19 protein-coding genes are annotated in these 16,002 nt (G+C 41.4%); 10 read left to right on the plus strand and 9 right to left on the minus strand.

Annotated elements, in window-relative coordinates; translation table 11 throughout:
• Nucleotides 1–33: 33 nt before the first annotated feature.
• Nucleotides 34–1,029 (plus strand): fatty acid desaturase, encoded by a 996-nt coding sequence (locus PQ461_RS03120; protein WP_274208175.1) that lies wholly within the window; start codon nucleotides 34–36, stop codon nucleotides 1,027–1,029.
• Nucleotides 1,030–1,105: 76 nt separating this feature from the next.
• On the opposite strand, the gene PQ461_RS03125 is transcribed toward PQ461_RS03120, so the two are convergent.
• The 3 genes from PQ461_RS03125 to PQ461_RS03135 are packed head-to-tail and all read right to left on the minus strand — an operon-like array spanning nucleotide 1,106 to nucleotide 2,978.
• Nucleotides 1,106–1,423: a ferritin family protein gene (locus PQ461_RS03125; RefSeq protein WP_274208176.1), complete on the minus strand. Its 318-nt coding sequence runs from the start codon at nucleotides 1,421–1,423 to the stop codon at nucleotides 1,106–1,108.
• 48 nt (nucleotides 1,424–1,471) lie between these two features.
• Nucleotides 1,472–1,969, minus strand: a complete 498-nt coding sequence (locus PQ461_RS03130; protein WP_274208177.1) for a hypothetical protein — start codon at nucleotides 1,967–1,969, stop codon at nucleotides 1,472–1,474.
• A 34-nt stretch (nucleotides 1,970–2,003) separates the two neighbouring features.
• Complete coding sequence (locus PQ461_RS03135) at nucleotides 2,004–2,978, minus strand: ROK family protein (protein ID WP_274208178.1); 975 nt, start codon at nucleotides 2,976–2,978, stop codon at nucleotides 2,004–2,006.
• Nucleotides 2,979–3,244: 266 nt separating this feature from the next.
• On the opposite strand from PQ461_RS03135, the gene PQ461_RS03140 reads away from it, so the two are divergent.
• Together PQ461_RS03140 and PQ461_RS21205 are read left to right on the plus strand one after the other, a co-directional pair.
• Complete coding sequence (locus tag PQ461_RS03140; protein WP_274208179.1) at nucleotides 3,245–3,625, plus strand: DUF805 domain-containing protein; 381 nt, start codon at nucleotides 3,245–3,247, stop codon at nucleotides 3,623–3,625.
• Between the two features lie 37 nt (nucleotides 3,626–3,662).
• Nucleotides 3,663–3,983, plus strand: a complete 321-nt coding sequence (locus PQ461_RS21205; RefSeq protein WP_443192779.1) for a DUF2752 domain-containing protein — start codon at nucleotides 3,663–3,665, stop codon at nucleotides 3,981–3,983.
• Between the two features lie 4 nt (nucleotides 3,984–3,987).
• On the opposite strand, the gene PQ461_RS03145 is transcribed toward PQ461_RS21205, so the two are convergent.
• Nucleotides 3,988–4,737 (minus strand): RDD family protein, encoded by a 750-nt coding sequence (locus PQ461_RS03145; RefSeq protein ID WP_274208180.1) that lies wholly within the window; start codon nucleotides 4,735–4,737, stop codon nucleotides 3,988–3,990.
• An 87-nt stretch (nucleotides 4,738–4,824) separates the two neighbouring features.
• On the opposite strand from PQ461_RS03145, the gene PQ461_RS03150 reads away from it, so the two are divergent.
• The 6 genes from PQ461_RS03150 to PQ461_RS03175 are packed head-to-tail and all read left to right on the plus strand — an operon-like array spanning nucleotide 4,825 to nucleotide 10,857.
• The gene (locus PQ461_RS03150) at nucleotides 4,825–5,796 is read left to right on the plus strand and encodes a stage II sporulation protein M (RefSeq protein ID WP_274208181.1); all 972 of its coding nucleotides are present in this window, start codon (nucleotides 4,825–4,827) and stop codon (nucleotides 5,794–5,796) included.
• Nucleotides 5,780–6,634, plus strand: a complete 855-nt coding sequence (locus PQ461_RS03155) for a hypothetical protein (protein ID WP_274208182.1) — start codon at nucleotides 5,780–5,782, stop codon at nucleotides 6,632–6,634. The genes PQ461_RS03150 and PQ461_RS03155 overlap by 17 nt, the downstream gene beginning before the upstream one ends.
• Nucleotides 6,635–6,637: 3 nt before the next feature.
• A complete protein-coding gene (locus PQ461_RS03160) occupies nucleotides 6,638–7,366 on the plus strand; it encodes a DUF4129 domain-containing protein (RefSeq protein WP_274208183.1) in 729 nt (242 codons plus the stop codon).
• Nucleotides 7,363–8,529, plus strand: coding sequence for a DUF4350 domain-containing protein (locus PQ461_RS03165; protein ID WP_274208184.1), 1,167 nt, complete (start codon nucleotides 7,363–7,365; stop codon nucleotides 8,527–8,529). The genes PQ461_RS03160 and PQ461_RS03165 overlap by 4 nt, the downstream gene beginning before the upstream one ends.
• 1 nt (nucleotide 8,530) lies before the next feature.
• Entirely contained in the window at nucleotides 8,531–9,511 is a 981-nt protein-coding gene (locus PQ461_RS03170; protein WP_274208185.1) for an AAA family ATPase, read from the plus strand.
• Nucleotides 9,511–10,857: a DUF58 domain-containing protein gene (locus tag PQ461_RS03175; protein WP_274208186.1), complete on the plus strand. Its 1,347-nt coding sequence runs from the start codon at nucleotides 9,511–9,513 to the stop codon at nucleotides 10,855–10,857. The genes PQ461_RS03170 and PQ461_RS03175 overlap by 1 nt, the downstream gene beginning before the upstream one ends.
• 7 nt (nucleotides 10,858–10,864) lie before the next feature.
• Here PQ461_RS03175 and PQ461_RS03180 read toward each other — a convergent pair whose 3' ends face one another.
• Nucleotides 10,865–11,011, minus strand: a complete 147-nt coding sequence (locus PQ461_RS03180; RefSeq protein ID WP_274208187.1) for a hypothetical protein — start codon at nucleotides 11,009–11,011, stop codon at nucleotides 10,865–10,867.
• A gap of 114 nt (nucleotides 11,012–11,125) precedes the next feature.
• Nucleotides 11,126–11,839 carry a DUF4397 domain-containing protein gene (locus tag PQ461_RS03185; protein WP_274208188.1) on the minus strand — a complete coding sequence of 238 codons (714 nt, stop codon included), beginning with the start codon at nucleotides 11,837–11,839 and terminating at the stop codon, nucleotides 11,126–11,128.
• Nucleotides 11,840–11,980: 141 nt separating this feature from the next.
• Between PQ461_RS03185 and PQ461_RS03190 the strand changes: the two genes are divergently transcribed.
• The gene (locus tag PQ461_RS03190) at nucleotides 11,981–12,664 is read left to right on the plus strand and encodes a GNAT family N-acetyltransferase (RefSeq protein ID WP_274208189.1); all 684 of its coding nucleotides are present in this window, start codon (nucleotides 11,981–11,983) and stop codon (nucleotides 12,662–12,664) included.
• A 19-nt stretch (nucleotides 12,665–12,683) separates the two neighbouring features.
• On the opposite strand, the gene PQ461_RS03195 is transcribed toward PQ461_RS03190, so the two are convergent.
• The 3 genes from PQ461_RS03195 to PQ461_RS03205 form a co-directional block, all read right to left on the minus strand.
• The gene (locus PQ461_RS03195; protein ID WP_274208190.1) at nucleotides 12,684–13,841 is read right to left on the minus strand and encodes an acyltransferase family protein; all 1,158 of its coding nucleotides are present in this window, start codon (nucleotides 13,839–13,841) and stop codon (nucleotides 12,684–12,686) included.
• A 132-nt stretch (nucleotides 13,842–13,973) separates the two neighbouring features.
• Nucleotides 13,974–14,885: a LytR/AlgR family response regulator transcription factor gene (locus PQ461_RS03200; protein WP_274208191.1), complete on the minus strand. Its 912-nt coding sequence runs from the start codon at nucleotides 14,883–14,885 to the stop codon at nucleotides 13,974–13,976.
• A 64-nt stretch (nucleotides 14,886–14,949) separates the two neighbouring features.
• A complete protein-coding gene (locus PQ461_RS03205; protein ID WP_274208192.1) occupies nucleotides 14,950–15,963 on the minus strand; it encodes an SDR family oxidoreductase in 1,014 nt (337 codons plus the stop codon).
• Nucleotides 15,964–16,002 lie beyond the last annotated feature (39 nt).

Consider the following 16,002-nt stretch of genomic DNA (forward strand, 5'->3'; position numbering starts at 1 on the left):
GGGCAGATTAAGAGGACAAACGAATTTAAACTAATGACGAAACGAACAAGCTTTAACTGGTCGGACGAGTGTGAGCCGCATAAACTGCGTACCAAAGCCATTATAAAAGAACACCCGGAAATACGACAATTAATAGGTCGTAACCCATACACTTTTCTGGTTATATTACTATGCGTAGGGGTACAAATAGCCTTAGCTTATTTTTTAAAAGATGTAGCCTGGTGGTGGAGCATTATAGCTGCTTATGCTATCGGTGCTTTTGCCTGCCATACCCTTTATGTATGTATACACGAGTGTTCGCATAATCTGGTATTTAAAAACCGTACTTTAAATACGTTAAGTAGTATGGTGGCTAATTTGCCGATGATATTTCCATCTGCGGTATCATTTACCAAATATCACATGAAACACCATGCTTACCAGGGTGTGGAAGAGTTAGATGCTGATATGCCTTTCCGTTGGGAAGCCAAGCTGATAGACAATTCTACCTTCGGTAAAGCAGTTTGGTTATTATTTTACCCACTTTTTCAATCATTGCGCCCTGCACGTTTAAAAGAAATTCAATTATTTGATGCCTGGACGGTAGCTAACCTTTTAGTGCAGATCGTTTTCACCGCAGGTATTATTTACTTATTTGGTGCTAAAGCTTTGATTTATTTAGTAGCCAGTTTGTTCTTCTCTGTGGGCTTACACCCGCTTGGGGCTCGCTGGGTGCAGGAGCACTTTTTAACTCACGGCGACCATCAGGAAACCAAAAGCTATTATGGCCGCTTGAATGTGCCTAACCTTAACGTAGGTTACCACAATGAGCACCATGATTTTCCGTCAGTGCCCTGGAATAACCTGCCAAAGCTTAACAAAATAGCTAACAAGCATTACGAGGTATTGGGCTACCATACCTCATATACTAAGTTGTTATTGCAGTTTTTATTTAACCGCGACCTTTCGGTTTACTCGCGTACCGCACGTTCTAACCGTGGCAAAAAGGTAAACGTTACCGAAATTAAAACACTGGTTGTAGAAGCATAAGCAACAATACAGATATTAAACAAAAATGGGCAGGATGATCATCCTGCCCATTTTTGTTGATGCGCATTTCGATGTATTAATCTTCTGCGGCTTCTTCGCCTTTGGTGCCTAATTCCACAATGTCACCTTCTTTAAACAGGATTTCTTTCAGCGTTGTGCGCCAAACTTCCTTTTTTCGTAATAAAAATTCAAGGTCCATGCCGAAGTGTTTAAACTCTTCCTGCTGGGCATTTTGCATAATGGCTTTTGCATCCTTGTCTTTCTCTACAGCAATGCGCTGTTCGTACCAGTTAATAGCTTCTGCTTCTTCACAAAGTGAAACTATCATACGGGCAAAGGTGCGGGTTTCGTCAGATAATTCTTCCGGCGGTTCGTGATATTGATCAAATGACATGATAATATGTTTTAACAGGTAAATGCGATTATTAGGCTTATGCCATTATTACTTTTTAACTTTTGTGCTGGCTTTGTATTCCAACGTATATCCGGCAGATAAATCCGTTTGTTCACGGCCGGTTTTGGCATTTAACTTAAGCGGCTTTTGCGCAAGCTGATCATTATCCAGTTTAAATTTAAGGTTTAGGGTGTCTTTCATACCTTCCTGCATAAAAGTCCATACGGCATTGATAGTATCGCCTTTAAATGTGCCGTCAAGTGTGCCTTTACGGCTGTCTTTCTGGTAGGGCAGCCAGTTCATTACACCGGTTACTTTATTGCCTTTTACTACCAGCTCAATACTGGTGGTATCCTGGTTGGCTTTACCCTCAGTGCGCAAAAAACAAAGAGAAGATATCGTTGGAGTATGGTTAGTGGTTGCTGTGGCTGATGATTTAGCCAGGGTATCTCCGGCAACTACAGTATCCTTTCCCGACGTTTTATTTGATGGGGATGAACATGCTGCAAATAACAATGCAGCAAGGCAAACGGCATGTATTTTCATGTATGTATTACAGCCGTTTACCTAAAAAGTTTCTTTAATCAGGCTGCTCGTCTGTTTTAAGGTTCCAAACCATAGAGCTGGCACCTAAAATCGCAGCGTCTGATGCTTTAAGCTGGCTGAACATCAGTTTCACCTGCCCTTTAAAGGCCGTAAGCAAATGTTCTTCCATTGATTTTTTTGCTGGCTCTAAAATCAATTCGCCCGCCTTTGTAACACCGCCAAACAATATGATAGCTTCGGGTGCCGAAAACAAGACAAAATTGGCTAAAGCTTCACCCAAAAGTTCGCCGGTAAACTGATATACCTTTTTAGCAACAGCATCGCCTTTTTCAGCACATTCATCAACCACTTTTGAGGTGATCTCGGCAGCAGAATAACGTTTAAGTAAGGTTGGCTCTTCAGATTGCTGCGCCATTTCGCGGGCGGTGATGGCGATACCTGTAGCTGAGCAGTAAGATTCAACTGTGCCTTTTAAGCCGGTAGACCAATGCTGGCGGCCATTAGGCCGGATTACCGTATGCCCTAACTCGCCGGCGTTACCTTTATGCCCGTACAACAATTGCCCGTTTACTACAATACCGCTACCAACACCGGTACCAAGCGTAATCATGATAAAATCTTTCATGTTGCGGGCAGCTCCGAAATGCAATTCGCCAAGTGCAGCAGCCTTCGCGTCATTATTTAATATGCAGGGAAGCTCAAATTTTTTAGACACGAGGTCGGCAATAGGTACAATGCCTTTCCAGTGTAGATTTGGTGCATGTTCGATACAGCCGTTAAAATGGTTGCCATTAGGTGCGCCAATACCAATACCTTTTATATTTTCTTTTCCGGCTTTGGCTATTAAAGGCTGCAGTTGCTTATAAATGCCTTCAACAAATGAATTTATGGTAGGGAAAGAGGTGGTTTTTACTTCACCCTCATCTAAAACTTTTCCTTGCTGGTCAACTATACCAAATTTGGTATTAGTGCCGCCAATATCAATGCCTATAGCGAAAGCCTGGTTCATAATTGTAAATAAATGCAAAGCAATAAAGTAAATTGTTATGGTAATTGTGTTACCGTATAATCAAAATTACATTCTGCTGTTGTGGTTATAAGCGGTTTAATTAACTGTTAATATAAGCTTTCTGCACAGATAAAAAAACAATCACCTTACTTAAAACGATTTGAGCAATAAATTTGTTATAAATCCGCTTAGAGACCAGAAACTAAACAAACGGGGCGTAACCGAAAAGCCATACGAGTAGGGATAATTAAACCTTATGAAAACATATGAACTGGTATTTAGATGTAATGCGTAAATACGCACAGTTTAGTGGCCGAGCGCGCCGTAAAGAGTATTGGATGTTTATCCTTTTTCAAGTGATTATTTTCATTGTTCTTGGTATCATTTCGAGATTAATTGGAACCTTGATTATTTATTGGTTATACTATCTGGCATCAATAATTCCGACCCTTGCAGTTGGAGTAAGACGCATGCATGATACCGGCCGCAGCGGTTGGTTTATCATTGTACCTATTGTAAACCTTGTATTTGCACTTACACCGGGAACTGTAGGCCCTAATGAATATGGACCTGACCCTAAAAACGACAGTGTTTTTGGAGCAAATGATTATCAGCGCCCAATTGACCCGCAAGTACCACAGTTATAAATAATAGTGAATTGGTATATTGAGATTTTAAAACGATATGCCTATTTTATCAATAAACACATATTACTCACAAGGGATCAAGTGGATACAGAATCATTTGATCCCTTGTCCTTTTAAAAGACTCACAGGTATTGATTGCCCTTTTTGTGGCTTGCAACGTTCAATCATTGCATTATTAAACGGCAATTTCACGCAAAGCTTTAAACTATATCCGGCTCTTTTATTATTGGTAATAGCTGTGTTTTATAGTGCAGCAGGTACCCGTTTAAATGTTAATAACAGAATTGTAGGGAAGGCAATATATACGGCCACCTTTGCTGTTATAATTATTTCCTATATAAACAAACTAATGATATAGATACTTAACCTAATCTCGAAGTAAAGTATTTATAGTCGTTGAGTACCATTTCTAAAAACTGATAATCATTTACGTTTTCAGGTAAGGGGATGTTTAAAAACTGCCTTATACGCAACGCTAATTTGTAAACCAGCATATTATTACGGGTGTAGTTAAAGTTTTTAATCACATCATGGATCAATACGATATCGCTATCGTTTAACTGTGCAACAGCAGGAAACTTCGCCTCGTAACCTTCGGTTAAAGTTGGCGCAAAAACAAGTTCTTCAAAACGCGATGCAGGCGCTGTTTTAACTACACCGGTACCAGCTACAAAATCACCGATGCGCTGCCTTTTTTCTGTAAGTGCCATGCAGATCACTGCTCCGCCGCCAAATGTAATTGTAAAATCAACAATGCGAAAAATCCAGCGGAGTAAATACTGGCCTACTTTAGGTCTTCCACCGTTAAGGCTGATTACCTTTATTTTCAGGCCACGCTTACCAATGGTTTGCCCGTTGAAGAAAACTTCGCATATAAAATCATAAAATACGCAAAGTAGTAGCCAGATCAGTACAATAAATACAATTTCATATTGGTTATTTACACCAAAGCTATTTGCGCCATAAAAAATGAAATAAACAACAAATATGAAAAAGTATAAGCCTATGAAAATGGCATAGTCAATAATACGGGCCAGAAAGCGGTCGCCAAAGCCTGCCAGTTCATAATCAATATCTATATTTTGCGATGTCGTGATACGGATGGTATGCATACTTAAACAAATATATATTTAGCAATGTTGTTTTGGTATAATGCTGAAAATATTTTTTATTATAGCGAATAAATTATCACAGTAAATATGCGTGAGGCACTGTTTATAAAACAAAACGCAGAGCGATGGAAACAATACGAAACCGAACCGACTAAAAACCCGGATGAAGTTGCCGAACGTTTTGTTGCCATAACTGATGATTTGTCTTACGCTAAAACTTTCTATCCCAACTCAAAAACGATAAGCTATCTTAACAAAATAGCTTCGGGGTTTCATCAGTCTATTTACCGTAATAAAAAAGAAAGTACGAACCGCTTTGCACAATTCTGGCGGTTTGAGCTGCCCTTGCTCTTTTATAAGCATCGTTTTAAGATATTGTACTCCTTTTTGTTTTTTGTGGTGTCAATGCTTATTGGCATTATATCCGCAAAATATGACAATGCTTTTGTGCGATTGGTAATGGGCGATGCTTATGTGAACATGACGAACGATAACATTGCCAAGGGCGACCCTTTTGGCGTATATAAGCATGAAGGCGAGATCGAGATGTTTTTCCAGATAGCGGGCAACAACCTTTATGTTACCGTTGCCACCTTCGTAATGGGCTTATTCCTTTCTGTAGGAACTGTTGTGGCATTGTTCAGAAACGGCATAATGCTGGGTGCCTTCGAGTATTTCTTTTTAAGCAAGGGATTTGGCTTAAAATCCATCCTGGTAATATGGATACATGGCACCCTTGAAATTTCAAGTATCATTATTGCAGGCGGGGCAGGTTTGGTTTTTGGCAACAGTATTTTATTTCCTAAAACATTTAGCCGCTTTGTTTCATTAAAAAAAGGAGTAATGGAAGGGCTTAAAATAACCATCGGTATATTACCGATTATAGTAGTAGCCGCCATTTTTGAAAGCTTTGTTACCCGCCATACCGAAATGCCTGCCTGGTTAAGTGTTTGTATACTTGCCGGCTCGCTTGCCTTTATTTTATGGTATGTTGTTATTTATCCGATGCGTTTGGCACGCAACCTAAATCTTTTAAAACCTGATGCGACCGAAAATTGAATTTGAGCAGATCCGAGACCTTGATGAAGTAGTAAGTGACTCCATCGTGTTTTTTAAACAGAATTTTAAACCGTTACTAAAAGTATATTTTTCTATTTGTGGCTTCTTTTTATTTGTAAGCCTTGTTTTAGGTGTTATTAATATCCTGGAGATGCGTGTAAGGCTTGAAGAAGGAACATCTGTATTTAGTATAGCCTACTTTTTGTCGACGTTTTTTAATTTTATAAGCGTCAGCATGACGGTAACCACTATCTTATCCTATCTTACCCTGTACCGAAAAAATGGCAATGAAGCGCCAACAGTTCAGGAAGTATGGGCTTACGTAAAATCGCACATTATTAAAATATTTGCTGCAAATGTTATTATAGCTATCATCGTAGCTATTGCGTTTGTTTTTTGCATACTGCCGGGCTTGTATTTTTTACCTGTGCTATCCTTAATTTTACCCATTATGATGATGGAAGAAGCGCGCTTCGGCTATGCTTTTGACAGGTGCTTTAAACTGGTAAAAGGCCATTGGTGGCAGGTATTCGGCAGCTTATTTTTGGTGACTATCGTATTGTCTGCATTTTCATTGGCCTTTATGGTACCGGCTGGCTTAATTACCGAGGTCTACGCGCTTATTACAGGTGGCAGCTTTGCCAAAATATACCAGATTCCTGTATTGATTTCTTCTGTTTGCGTACAGGTGCTGTATGCCTTACCCATCATAGCCCTAACGCTAAACTATTTTAGCCTTATTGAGCAAAAAGAAGGATCGAGCCTGATGCGTCGCATTGAAATGCTGGGAACTACAGGTAAGAGTAATAATGACCATTTGGCCACCGAAGAATATTAACTGATGGCAGCTTCAAAAGTGATTATAGATACAGTGGCAACCCATACCAAGCCTGTGGCAAATGGGGTGAAGCATGCTGTTCATTATTTGCTGAAAGTTGATACCTCCAATGTTAACATCAGGAAGTTTAATGATGCTGCTTTAAAAAGGCTGTTGGATAATCCGGCTTTTGATTACTACCGCGAAAACAACATCCATAAATTAAGCCTTTGGGATCGTTTCTGGCGCTGGTTCTGGACCATGGTCGAAAGCATTATGCGGATGTTCTCGCCGTCATCGGGCAATTGGGTTTCTACTGTTATATGGATTGGTGTAGGTGGTGTTGTTATCTTTCTGATCATCAAGTTTGTGTTACAGGGTTCGGGTGGGCTTTTCAGTAAACCTTCTGCTGAAATTGAAGGATTAGAAGGCCTTATCAACGAAAACATCCACGAGATCAGTTTTGACGAAGAGATAAACAATGCAGTTGCCGCGGGCAATTACCGTTTGGCCGTAAGGCTGCTTTACCTGCGCACCTTAAAGCAACTGGATGATGCCGGGCTGATCAACTGGCGTATAGAGAAAACCAATGCGGCTTACCTGCGGGAGCTTACAGACACCGAGAAACGCCAGCAGTTTGGCACCATCACCCGGCAGTTTGAATATGTATGGTACGGTAATTTCCCGATAGACGGTAGTGCATTTAACAGCATTAATGCTTTGTTTAACCATTTTAAACAAAACATTAAATGAAAGACCTGAAGATTTACATATTCATAGCCTCTATTTTGCTGGTGGTTTATATCATGGCCCAGTATAACAAGCCGCAACCGCTTGACTGGACAGAGACCTACCGCGATAACGATAAAATGCCTTTTGGCACTTATATACTGCATGACAGGTTAGCAGATGTTTTCCCGGGCGCACAGGTGGTAGATTACCGCGAACCAGCATACAATACCATAGTTGATAATGGTAGCCGCAAAGCTGCCTATGTGATCATTTGCGAATCGACCGTGATCAATGAATACGATTTTAATAAGCTGTCGAAGTTTATTAAACAAGGTAACAACGTATTTATCGCAGCATCAAACTTTGGGCAATACCTGGAGAAGAAGCTGAAATTTAAAACAGGCTGGGTATTTGACAAAACCAATGCATTAACTTTCAGCAATAAAAAACTGGGCGATGAAGTTTTTCCGACTGATAAAAACAGCGGCAGTGGCTTCTTCCGCGAAATAGATACGGCATCAACCATTGTGCTGGGCAAAAACCAAAAGGATGATGCCAATTTTATTAAATTCAGTTTAGGTAAAGGTGCGCTTTACCTAAACACTAACCCGCTTTTGTTTACCAACTATAACTTACTACAGCCAAAAGGTGCTAAATATGCAGGTACGGCATTATCATACATGCAACCCGCCAGGTGGGTGCTATGGGATCAGTACTATACCCAGGGTAGGGCTGGCGATGAGTCGCTGATGCGCGTATTCCTGCGTAATACACAGCTTAAATGGGCGTTTTACATCGCAGTTTTTAGCTTGCTCATTTTTATTGCTTATGAAATTAAGCGCAGGCAAAGGATTATTCCGGTAATAGAACCGCTTACCAATACAACTGTAGAATTTACAAAAACAGTTGGCATGGTGTATTATGAGCAGCGCGATAACTCAAACATCGCGCAAAAGAAAGCCACCTATTTCCTTGAATACGTCCGCACGCATTACTACCTGAAAACTACCGTACTTAATGATGAATTTACCATTGCATTAACGCAAAAAAGCGGTGCGGAAAGTGCTTTGGTAAAAAGGCTGATTGCACAGATCATTTTAATTAAAAACAACCAGTCGGTAAGCGACAGTGAATTGATAGAACTTAACCAAAATATAGAAAAATTTTATAGCCAGTCCAGATAATATGGAAGAACAGGATTTTTTTGAACAACGTACCGACCTTAGCGCATTAAGCAATGCGGTTACACAAATAAAGGATAACCTTGCAAAGGTGATAGTTGGCCAGCACGATACCATTGACCTGCTGATTGCAGGCATACTTGCCGATGGCCACATCTTAATTGAAGGCGTACCCGGAATTGCAAAAACATTAACAGCTAAGCTGATTGCAAAAAGTATAGATGCACAGTTTTCGCGCATACAGTTTACGCCCGACCTGATGCCGTCAGACGTTTTGGGAACTTCGATATTCAACCCTAAAACCACAGAATTTGAATTTAAGCAAGGCCCTGTTTTCGGTAACATCATTCTTATCGATGAGATCAACCGTGCGCCTGCAAAAACACAGGCTGCTTTGTTTGAGGTAATGGAAGAGCGCCAGATCACCATGGATGGGCATACTTATCCAATGCACGAGCCATTTATTGTATTGGCTACCCAAAACCCGGTTGACCAGGAAGGTACTTATCGCCTGCCCGAAGCACAGCTCGATCGCTTTTTATTTAAAATTGAAGTGAAATATCCGTCTCTTGAGGAAGAGATCGCCATACTTACCCAACAGCATCAGCACAAAAGCACAGATCAGTTAGCAGAGATCGCAGCTGTACTTTCATCGCAACAGGTGATAGAGCTGCGTAAACAGGTTAAAAATCTGCATGTAGAGCCTAAGCTTTTAGAGTTTGTAGCCAAAGTGATTCAGGAAACGCGTACCAACAGTTCATTGTATTTAGGCGGATCGCCACGTGCTTCATTAGCTATTGTTAATGCTGCCAAGGCAATTGCTGCTATCAGCGGCCGCGACTTTGTTACCCCAGATGATATCATACAAGTTACCCCGGCCGTTTTAAGGCACCGCATTATGCTTACGCCTGAAAAAGAAATGGAAGGTGTTGCACCGGATGAGGTAGTGGCACAAATATTTCAAAAAATAGAAATACCAAGATAGTGAAGGCATTTTTCAGCAACTTCTATAAGAACCTGTTTTTATCGCGCCGCTTATTTGCAGGCCTGGGCGTTGCTGTGTTTCTGTTTCTGCTGGCTTTCTTTTTTCCGTGGCTCAGCATTTTGCCTTATGCTTTTTTTGTTGTGCTTATTGCCATTTTACTGGCTGACATCATCCTGCTTTACAGGCAGAAGGATGGTATAGTTGCTTTAAGGCAGGCACCTGAGCGTTTAAGTAATGGCGATGAGAACGAGATTAATATCAAGGTAGAAAACCGTTATGCGTTTAAAGCTGGAGTAGGGATCATAGATGAAATCCCTTTTCAGTTTCAAAAACGCGATGTATGGTTTGATATTAAGCTTGATCCAAGGCAACAACAGAAAGTTACTTATCATTTACGCCCAACCAAGCGCGGCGAATATGAATTTGGCGATCTGCAGGTTTATGTGCATTCGTTTTTGAACCTGGTAAGCCGCAGGTATGTATTTAAGCAGGCACAAACATTGCCCGTTTATCCTTCGTTTTTACAAATGCGCAAGTATGAGCTCATGGCAATCTCAAACCGCCTTAGCGAGGTAGGTATTAAGCGTATCCGTCGCCTGGGTAACAGCATGGAGTTTGAGCAGATCAAAAACTATGTACAGGGCGATGATTACCGCACCATTAACTGGAAGGCTACAGCGCGTACCGGAGACTTTATGGTGAACTCTTACATCGAGGAAAAGTCGCAGCATGTATACTGTGTGATTGATAAATCGAGGGTAATGAAAATGCCCTTCGAGGGCTTAAGCCTGCTGGATTATGCCATCAACGCCAGCCTTGTATTATCAAGCGTGGCCATGTACAAGCAAGACAAGGCCGGGCTGATCACCATTTCAGATAAACGCGGTGCTGTTATTCCGGCAGATAACCGCCCTACCCAGTTAAACAAGATTATGGAAGTACTGTACCGTGAAAAAACGCGCTACATGGAAACCAACATCGAGCTGCTTTACAATACCATCAGAAACACTTTAAAGCAACGTAGCTTGGTAGTATACTTCACCAACATTGAAAGCCTTTCGGCTTTGAGAAGGCAGCTTCCGTTTTTCAAACAGATTGCCCGCTTTCACAAGCTATTGGTAGTGTTTTTTGAGAATACAGAGTTAAAGTCGCTGGGCGAACAAGCGGCCACAGATGTAGAGAACATCTATATTAAAACCATTGCCGAAAAGTTTGTGTACGAGAAAAAGCTGATTGTAAAGGAACTAAGCGCTCAGGGCATACAATCAATTTTAACAGCCCCTCAAAACCTCACAGTCAACACCATCAACACTTATTTCCAGCTAAAGGCCTCGCAAAAGATCTAAACTAAGCTTAATGTTTTTCTTCAGGATGCTCATCATGCGGAAAGCGGGCGCCTCTGTCGGTGTGGCGGCCTTGTGCATCTCGAGATACAAAACAGCTGCTCATAGTCCCTGTCAATACTAATATGAATACAAAAGCGAATAGTCTGTTTTTCATGGCATGGGTATTTATGTAAATATAACGTTTACGGTTAATGCTTCTAAAAGATATTGGCTTTAAATAACAAAGGCTGCGCACAAGCGCAGCCTTTGTTATGATGTAAGTATTTGCTTAATAATAGTAAACGTTGTTTTGTATGCGTGTGCTTAGTTTAGTTTGGTCGGTTGCGCCTGCAATACCCTGTACCCAAATAGTGTAAACAGAACCACTGCGTAAAGTAAGGCTTGGCAAGGTTGATATTACATTGGCTGTGCCTGCATTACGAACCTCAAATGTATAAGCTTTATCGCCCTGAACCGGAACAAATGAAGAAACTGTACGGTAAGCTTTATTGGTAGCCACAACGTTTCCGCCGGTAATGGCCAGGTCTGTAGCACCGGCATTAGGGCTAAGGTTTACAAAGCGTACAGTTGCCATACCGGTTGCCGGGCGTGCAATTGAATCAACAGTGATTAGGTAATCAGCTTTGGCTGCCACGTTTGAGATAAAAACAGAATAACCTGTATTGGCTTTAAAGGTGGTGGTATCTGATTTTACTTTTGTGGTAGTGCCGCTCGATGTGAAAGTAAAGGTGCGTTTGCCGGTATAAACATTAATATAATCCATGCTGGTACCTGTTGCTATCGGTTGGTTATTTCCCCGGTTCTGGTCAAGGTAAAAATCTGCAGCTGCCAGGTCGGGCACTGCATTAATGGCTGAAACAAGTGCAACTGATGGTTGTACATAATCATCGTGATGGTCTTTTAAGCATGAGCTTAAAGAAATGGTTAGCAAACACATCATCCCGAAAATGCCTGCCCGTCTTTTAAATAACTGTTGTATCATGTGTGTAGTGTGTAATTGTTAACCATTACGACCGTTTTTAGGCAAACGCTACTCTATAGTTGAAATTTTTTTCATGTAGTTGAGCTGTTATTGTTAGTGCAGTGCAAATGAACCGCAGCCTTTTTTATAGGTTTGCTGCAAATGAAGCACACTTTAGATAATCCGGCATGGCATGCACTTACATCAGGCAACAGCAATCTGGCGCTTGGCAGTAACACTGTAAAGTTTTTTGACAGCGAGGTATCGCCTTTTGCAGGGATGGTTGAAAACACTCAGGAATATTTTTCTGAATTATTTGAGCTGATCCCGGCCAATCGCCCTGTGCTGTTGATGTCGACAACCAAAATGGAACTTTACGGCGACTGGAAACTGTTGGGCACTGTTGAAGGCTTACAAATGATACATGAAACTGATGAATTACCAGAACTCAACTCAGATATAATAGTTCCTTTAACCGAGCTGCATGTGCCGCAAATGGTAGAACTGACCAAACTGACAAATCCAGGGCCGTTTGCAAAACGCACTATTGAGTTTGGACATTACAACGGCGTATTGGAGAGTGACAAATTAGTGGCTATGGCAGGACAACGGTTATACGCTACGCCTTATACGGAAATCAGTGCCGTATGTACCCATCCTGATCATTTAGGAAAAGGCTATGCACGTCAATTACTTATTTCACAGGTTAAACGCATGAAAGCCGCCGGCACGATACCTTACCTGCATGTACGTGGCGATAATGCCCGTGCGATAGCTGTTTACGAGTCATTAGGATTTAAGCGCCGCGCTGATGCCTTTTTCTATGTAGTAATGAAAGAACAGTAGAAGACTGCTTTCTCATGATTTAAATAATCCGTTTAGTCCCGGGTAGCCATAGTACAATTGCTCCAAGTACAAAACTGCCAATTACTGCTAAGGGGGCAACCAACAAAAGTTTTAAAGCCGGATCGGCAATCCAGTTGCGAAGGATCAATGCTAATGCGATAAGCACTACTGGATGAAAGATATACACTGCAAAAGCGCGTCTTGACATATAGCTTAATAGATATGAAGACGTATTCCACCGCTGTTTACCAATAGCTAAAAAGGCTGTGATAATAGCAAAGCCTATGCACTGTTCCCAAATCGCATAAAGCAAAGAGAAAACGTTAAAGCCTCCGGAATACCATTCAATAGGGATATTAAGTTTGGTTTTGATCACGTAAAACACCGGGAAGAATAAGAACAACAAAAGGGCGATCTTTAATGCTTGTTTCCCTGTTTTATAAGTTAGGTGCTTAAGCCATTGGTTTTTTGCAGCCAGTAAACCAATAATAAATAGAGATACATATTGAGAAAAATACCCTAACTGAAAGCCTAAAGGTTTAAGTACCCAACCAACCGGAAAGATTGTTCTTACAATAAAACTAAGTATGCCTACAATCAATGCGGTTAGCATTATCGTTTTTATGGTAGGTGCTGGTAGTTGTTTTTTCGTCCATTTGATAAACAGTTTCCCGCACATTACATAAACAATTGTAAATAGTAGCAAGGCTGCCACAAACCATAGTACCCCGAAATCGATCCAGTCATCGAATGTTGCCAGATATTGATAATAACTGATGGGCTGTTCCTTCCCAAATCTATAGACCAGGAAACTTAGAAAAGGCGAAAATATAAAGGAATAAAATATTAAAGGAATACCAAGTCTGGTCACTCGGTCGGTGATGAACTTTTGGGTGCCTTTACGATGATAGGATGAATAACTAAAGAAGCCTGCCAGCAGAAAGAAGAATCCCATAAAGAAACTCTGATTGATGCTGACAAATAGGGTTAAAGGGATAAGAGCTGCAATATTGGTTGTCGGTTCTTTATAATACCACCCACCGGGCGCACCATAAGTAATGTAGGCATGATGTAAGATAACCAGTATAGTAAGCACTATCCTGATGTTATCTACATAAAATAGTTTCTCGTCATTAAGCCGTTGAGCAGGCAGTGGGGATGTTAGTGAAGCAGGCATTTTAGTTTCGTTTTTATACCTCCTTATAAAGCGTATTAATAATGTCCGGGAGATTATTGGCAAACTTACTATGAACCCTACAACGTTTAAAGGCCATTGTGACCAGCAACAAGACTTTGTGATGAGCAACAACTAAGAATAAGCAATACCGGTATGCCGCTTATAGGTCTCTTCAAAAATTTCAACCTGGCTTCGTGAAACCGGCACTTTTTCGTCTGTTGCATTTAAGGATAGGATATAGCCCTGGGCGTTACCTGAAAACTTTGTGACCTGGAGCAAATTAACCAGGTAAGCACGATGGCACCTGAACAAGAAAGGGTAATCGCTTACTTGTAACTCAAATTGCTTTAAAGAAATTCTTTTCAATTCAGCACTCACATGGTTATCGGTGCAAAGCGTTAAAGTGATATAATTACCATCAGCCTTGGCAAACAATAACTGAGCAGGATTAAAATGAAAATCATCCTGCTGCACCTGTGTTTTTATAAAGACCTGATCTGTGTTAATATTTGCATTACCCTCATTTGCAGTACTCAGATCGGCGTTAGTGATTTGTACAGTTTTAGTGTCAGGTTCAAAGTAAGCACTTGAGATAAGTAAGATAAAGTAAAATAGCACACCTGCCAGATAGCAGTTTCTTATCTCTTCCCACAAATAATACCAAGACCAATTGTCGGGATTGTTGTATACTAATTTCCTTAATAAGAAGCTGGCAATACCGATCAGAAAGAAAATAACAGCAATGTGGATGTATTCACGTAATAAAGTCCAGGTTCTGGGTTTAATGGAATTTTGATAAAAGCGGCCTAATGCAAAGAAATAGCTATAAATAATGACTGCAGGAAAAAACGCATGTAGGGCACAAGTAATGGCGTATCCAAATCTTTGTTCAGCTGGTGATACTCCAAACGGTTTAAACAACAGCAGAAAGAAAAAGATAACGGCAAATTGGATACTAACCGTTTTTAACAGTGCTGATGACTTGTATCTATGGGGATAACTGATCTCATTTAAAAGATGCGCTTTTATTGTAGAAACTTGCATAGCCTGTTACTACAAAGATTGCAAGATTGTGCAATAAAAAAGCCCCTTTCGGGGCTTTAATTTTTTATGGCTGGCCTCCACCGCCTGCCGCACCGTAAACTTGTCCGGTAGCGTAGCTGGCATCGGCTGCGGCAAGCTGCACATATATAGATGCAAGCTCTGCCGGCTGACCGGGGCGGCCAAGCGGTGTTTGTCCGCCAAATTGTTTTAATTTCTCCTGAGTCGCACCACCGCTTACTTGCAATGGTGTCCAGATAGGGCCTGGGGCAACGCCATTTACACGGATGCCTTTAGGGCCAAACTGCTTAGCCAGTGACTTCACATAGTTCATGGTAGCAGCTTTGGTTTGCGCATAGGCATACAGATCTGGTGATGGGTCATAAGCCTGCTCTGATGTTGTACCAATAATAGCAGATCCTGGCTGTAAATGCGGCAATGCTGCTTTGATGATCCAGAATGGCGCGTAAATATTGGTTTTCATGGTTGCATCAAACTCCTCGCTGGTAACATCCAAAACAGAAGGTAAGCTTTGCTGGCGGGCAGCATTGTTTACCACAATGTCTAATCCACCTAATTGGCGTACCGCTTCTGAAACCAGTTTCTGGCAAAAAGCCTCATCGCGCAAATCGCCGGGGATGGCTATCGCTTTACGGCCTTCTGCTTTTATCAGTTCAATTACCTCGCGTGCATCCGGCTCTTCGGTCGGGTAGTAATTAATAGCCACATCTGCGCCTTCACGGGCATAGGCAATAGCTGCTGCTCGGCCCATACCAGAGTCGCCACCGGTAATTAAGGCTTTACGCCCCGTTAAACGGCCTGACCCTTTGTAGCTTTTTTCGCCATGATCCGGACGTGGGTCCATTTTGCTTGCCAAGCCTGGCCATGGCTGCGATTGCCCATTGAAGGGTGGTTTTGGATATTTTGTGGTCGGGTCCTGCAATGCTTGTGCTTCCATAGTATTACTGTTATTGTTAGGTCTTCCATCTGCTGCAAAAACCGGCGATACTGCGGCTGCGGCTAAGGTGGCACCCAATCCGCCAATTACCTGGCGGCGGCTGAGTTTGTTTGTTTCGTTCATGGCGATGTTGTATCAATTAACTTAATTAATAATTAAGTA

The organism is Mucilaginibacter sp. KACC 22063 (assembly GCF_028736115.1).
Taxonomy (GTDB): domain Bacteria; phylum Bacteroidota; class Bacteroidia; order Sphingobacteriales; family Sphingobacteriaceae; genus Mucilaginibacter.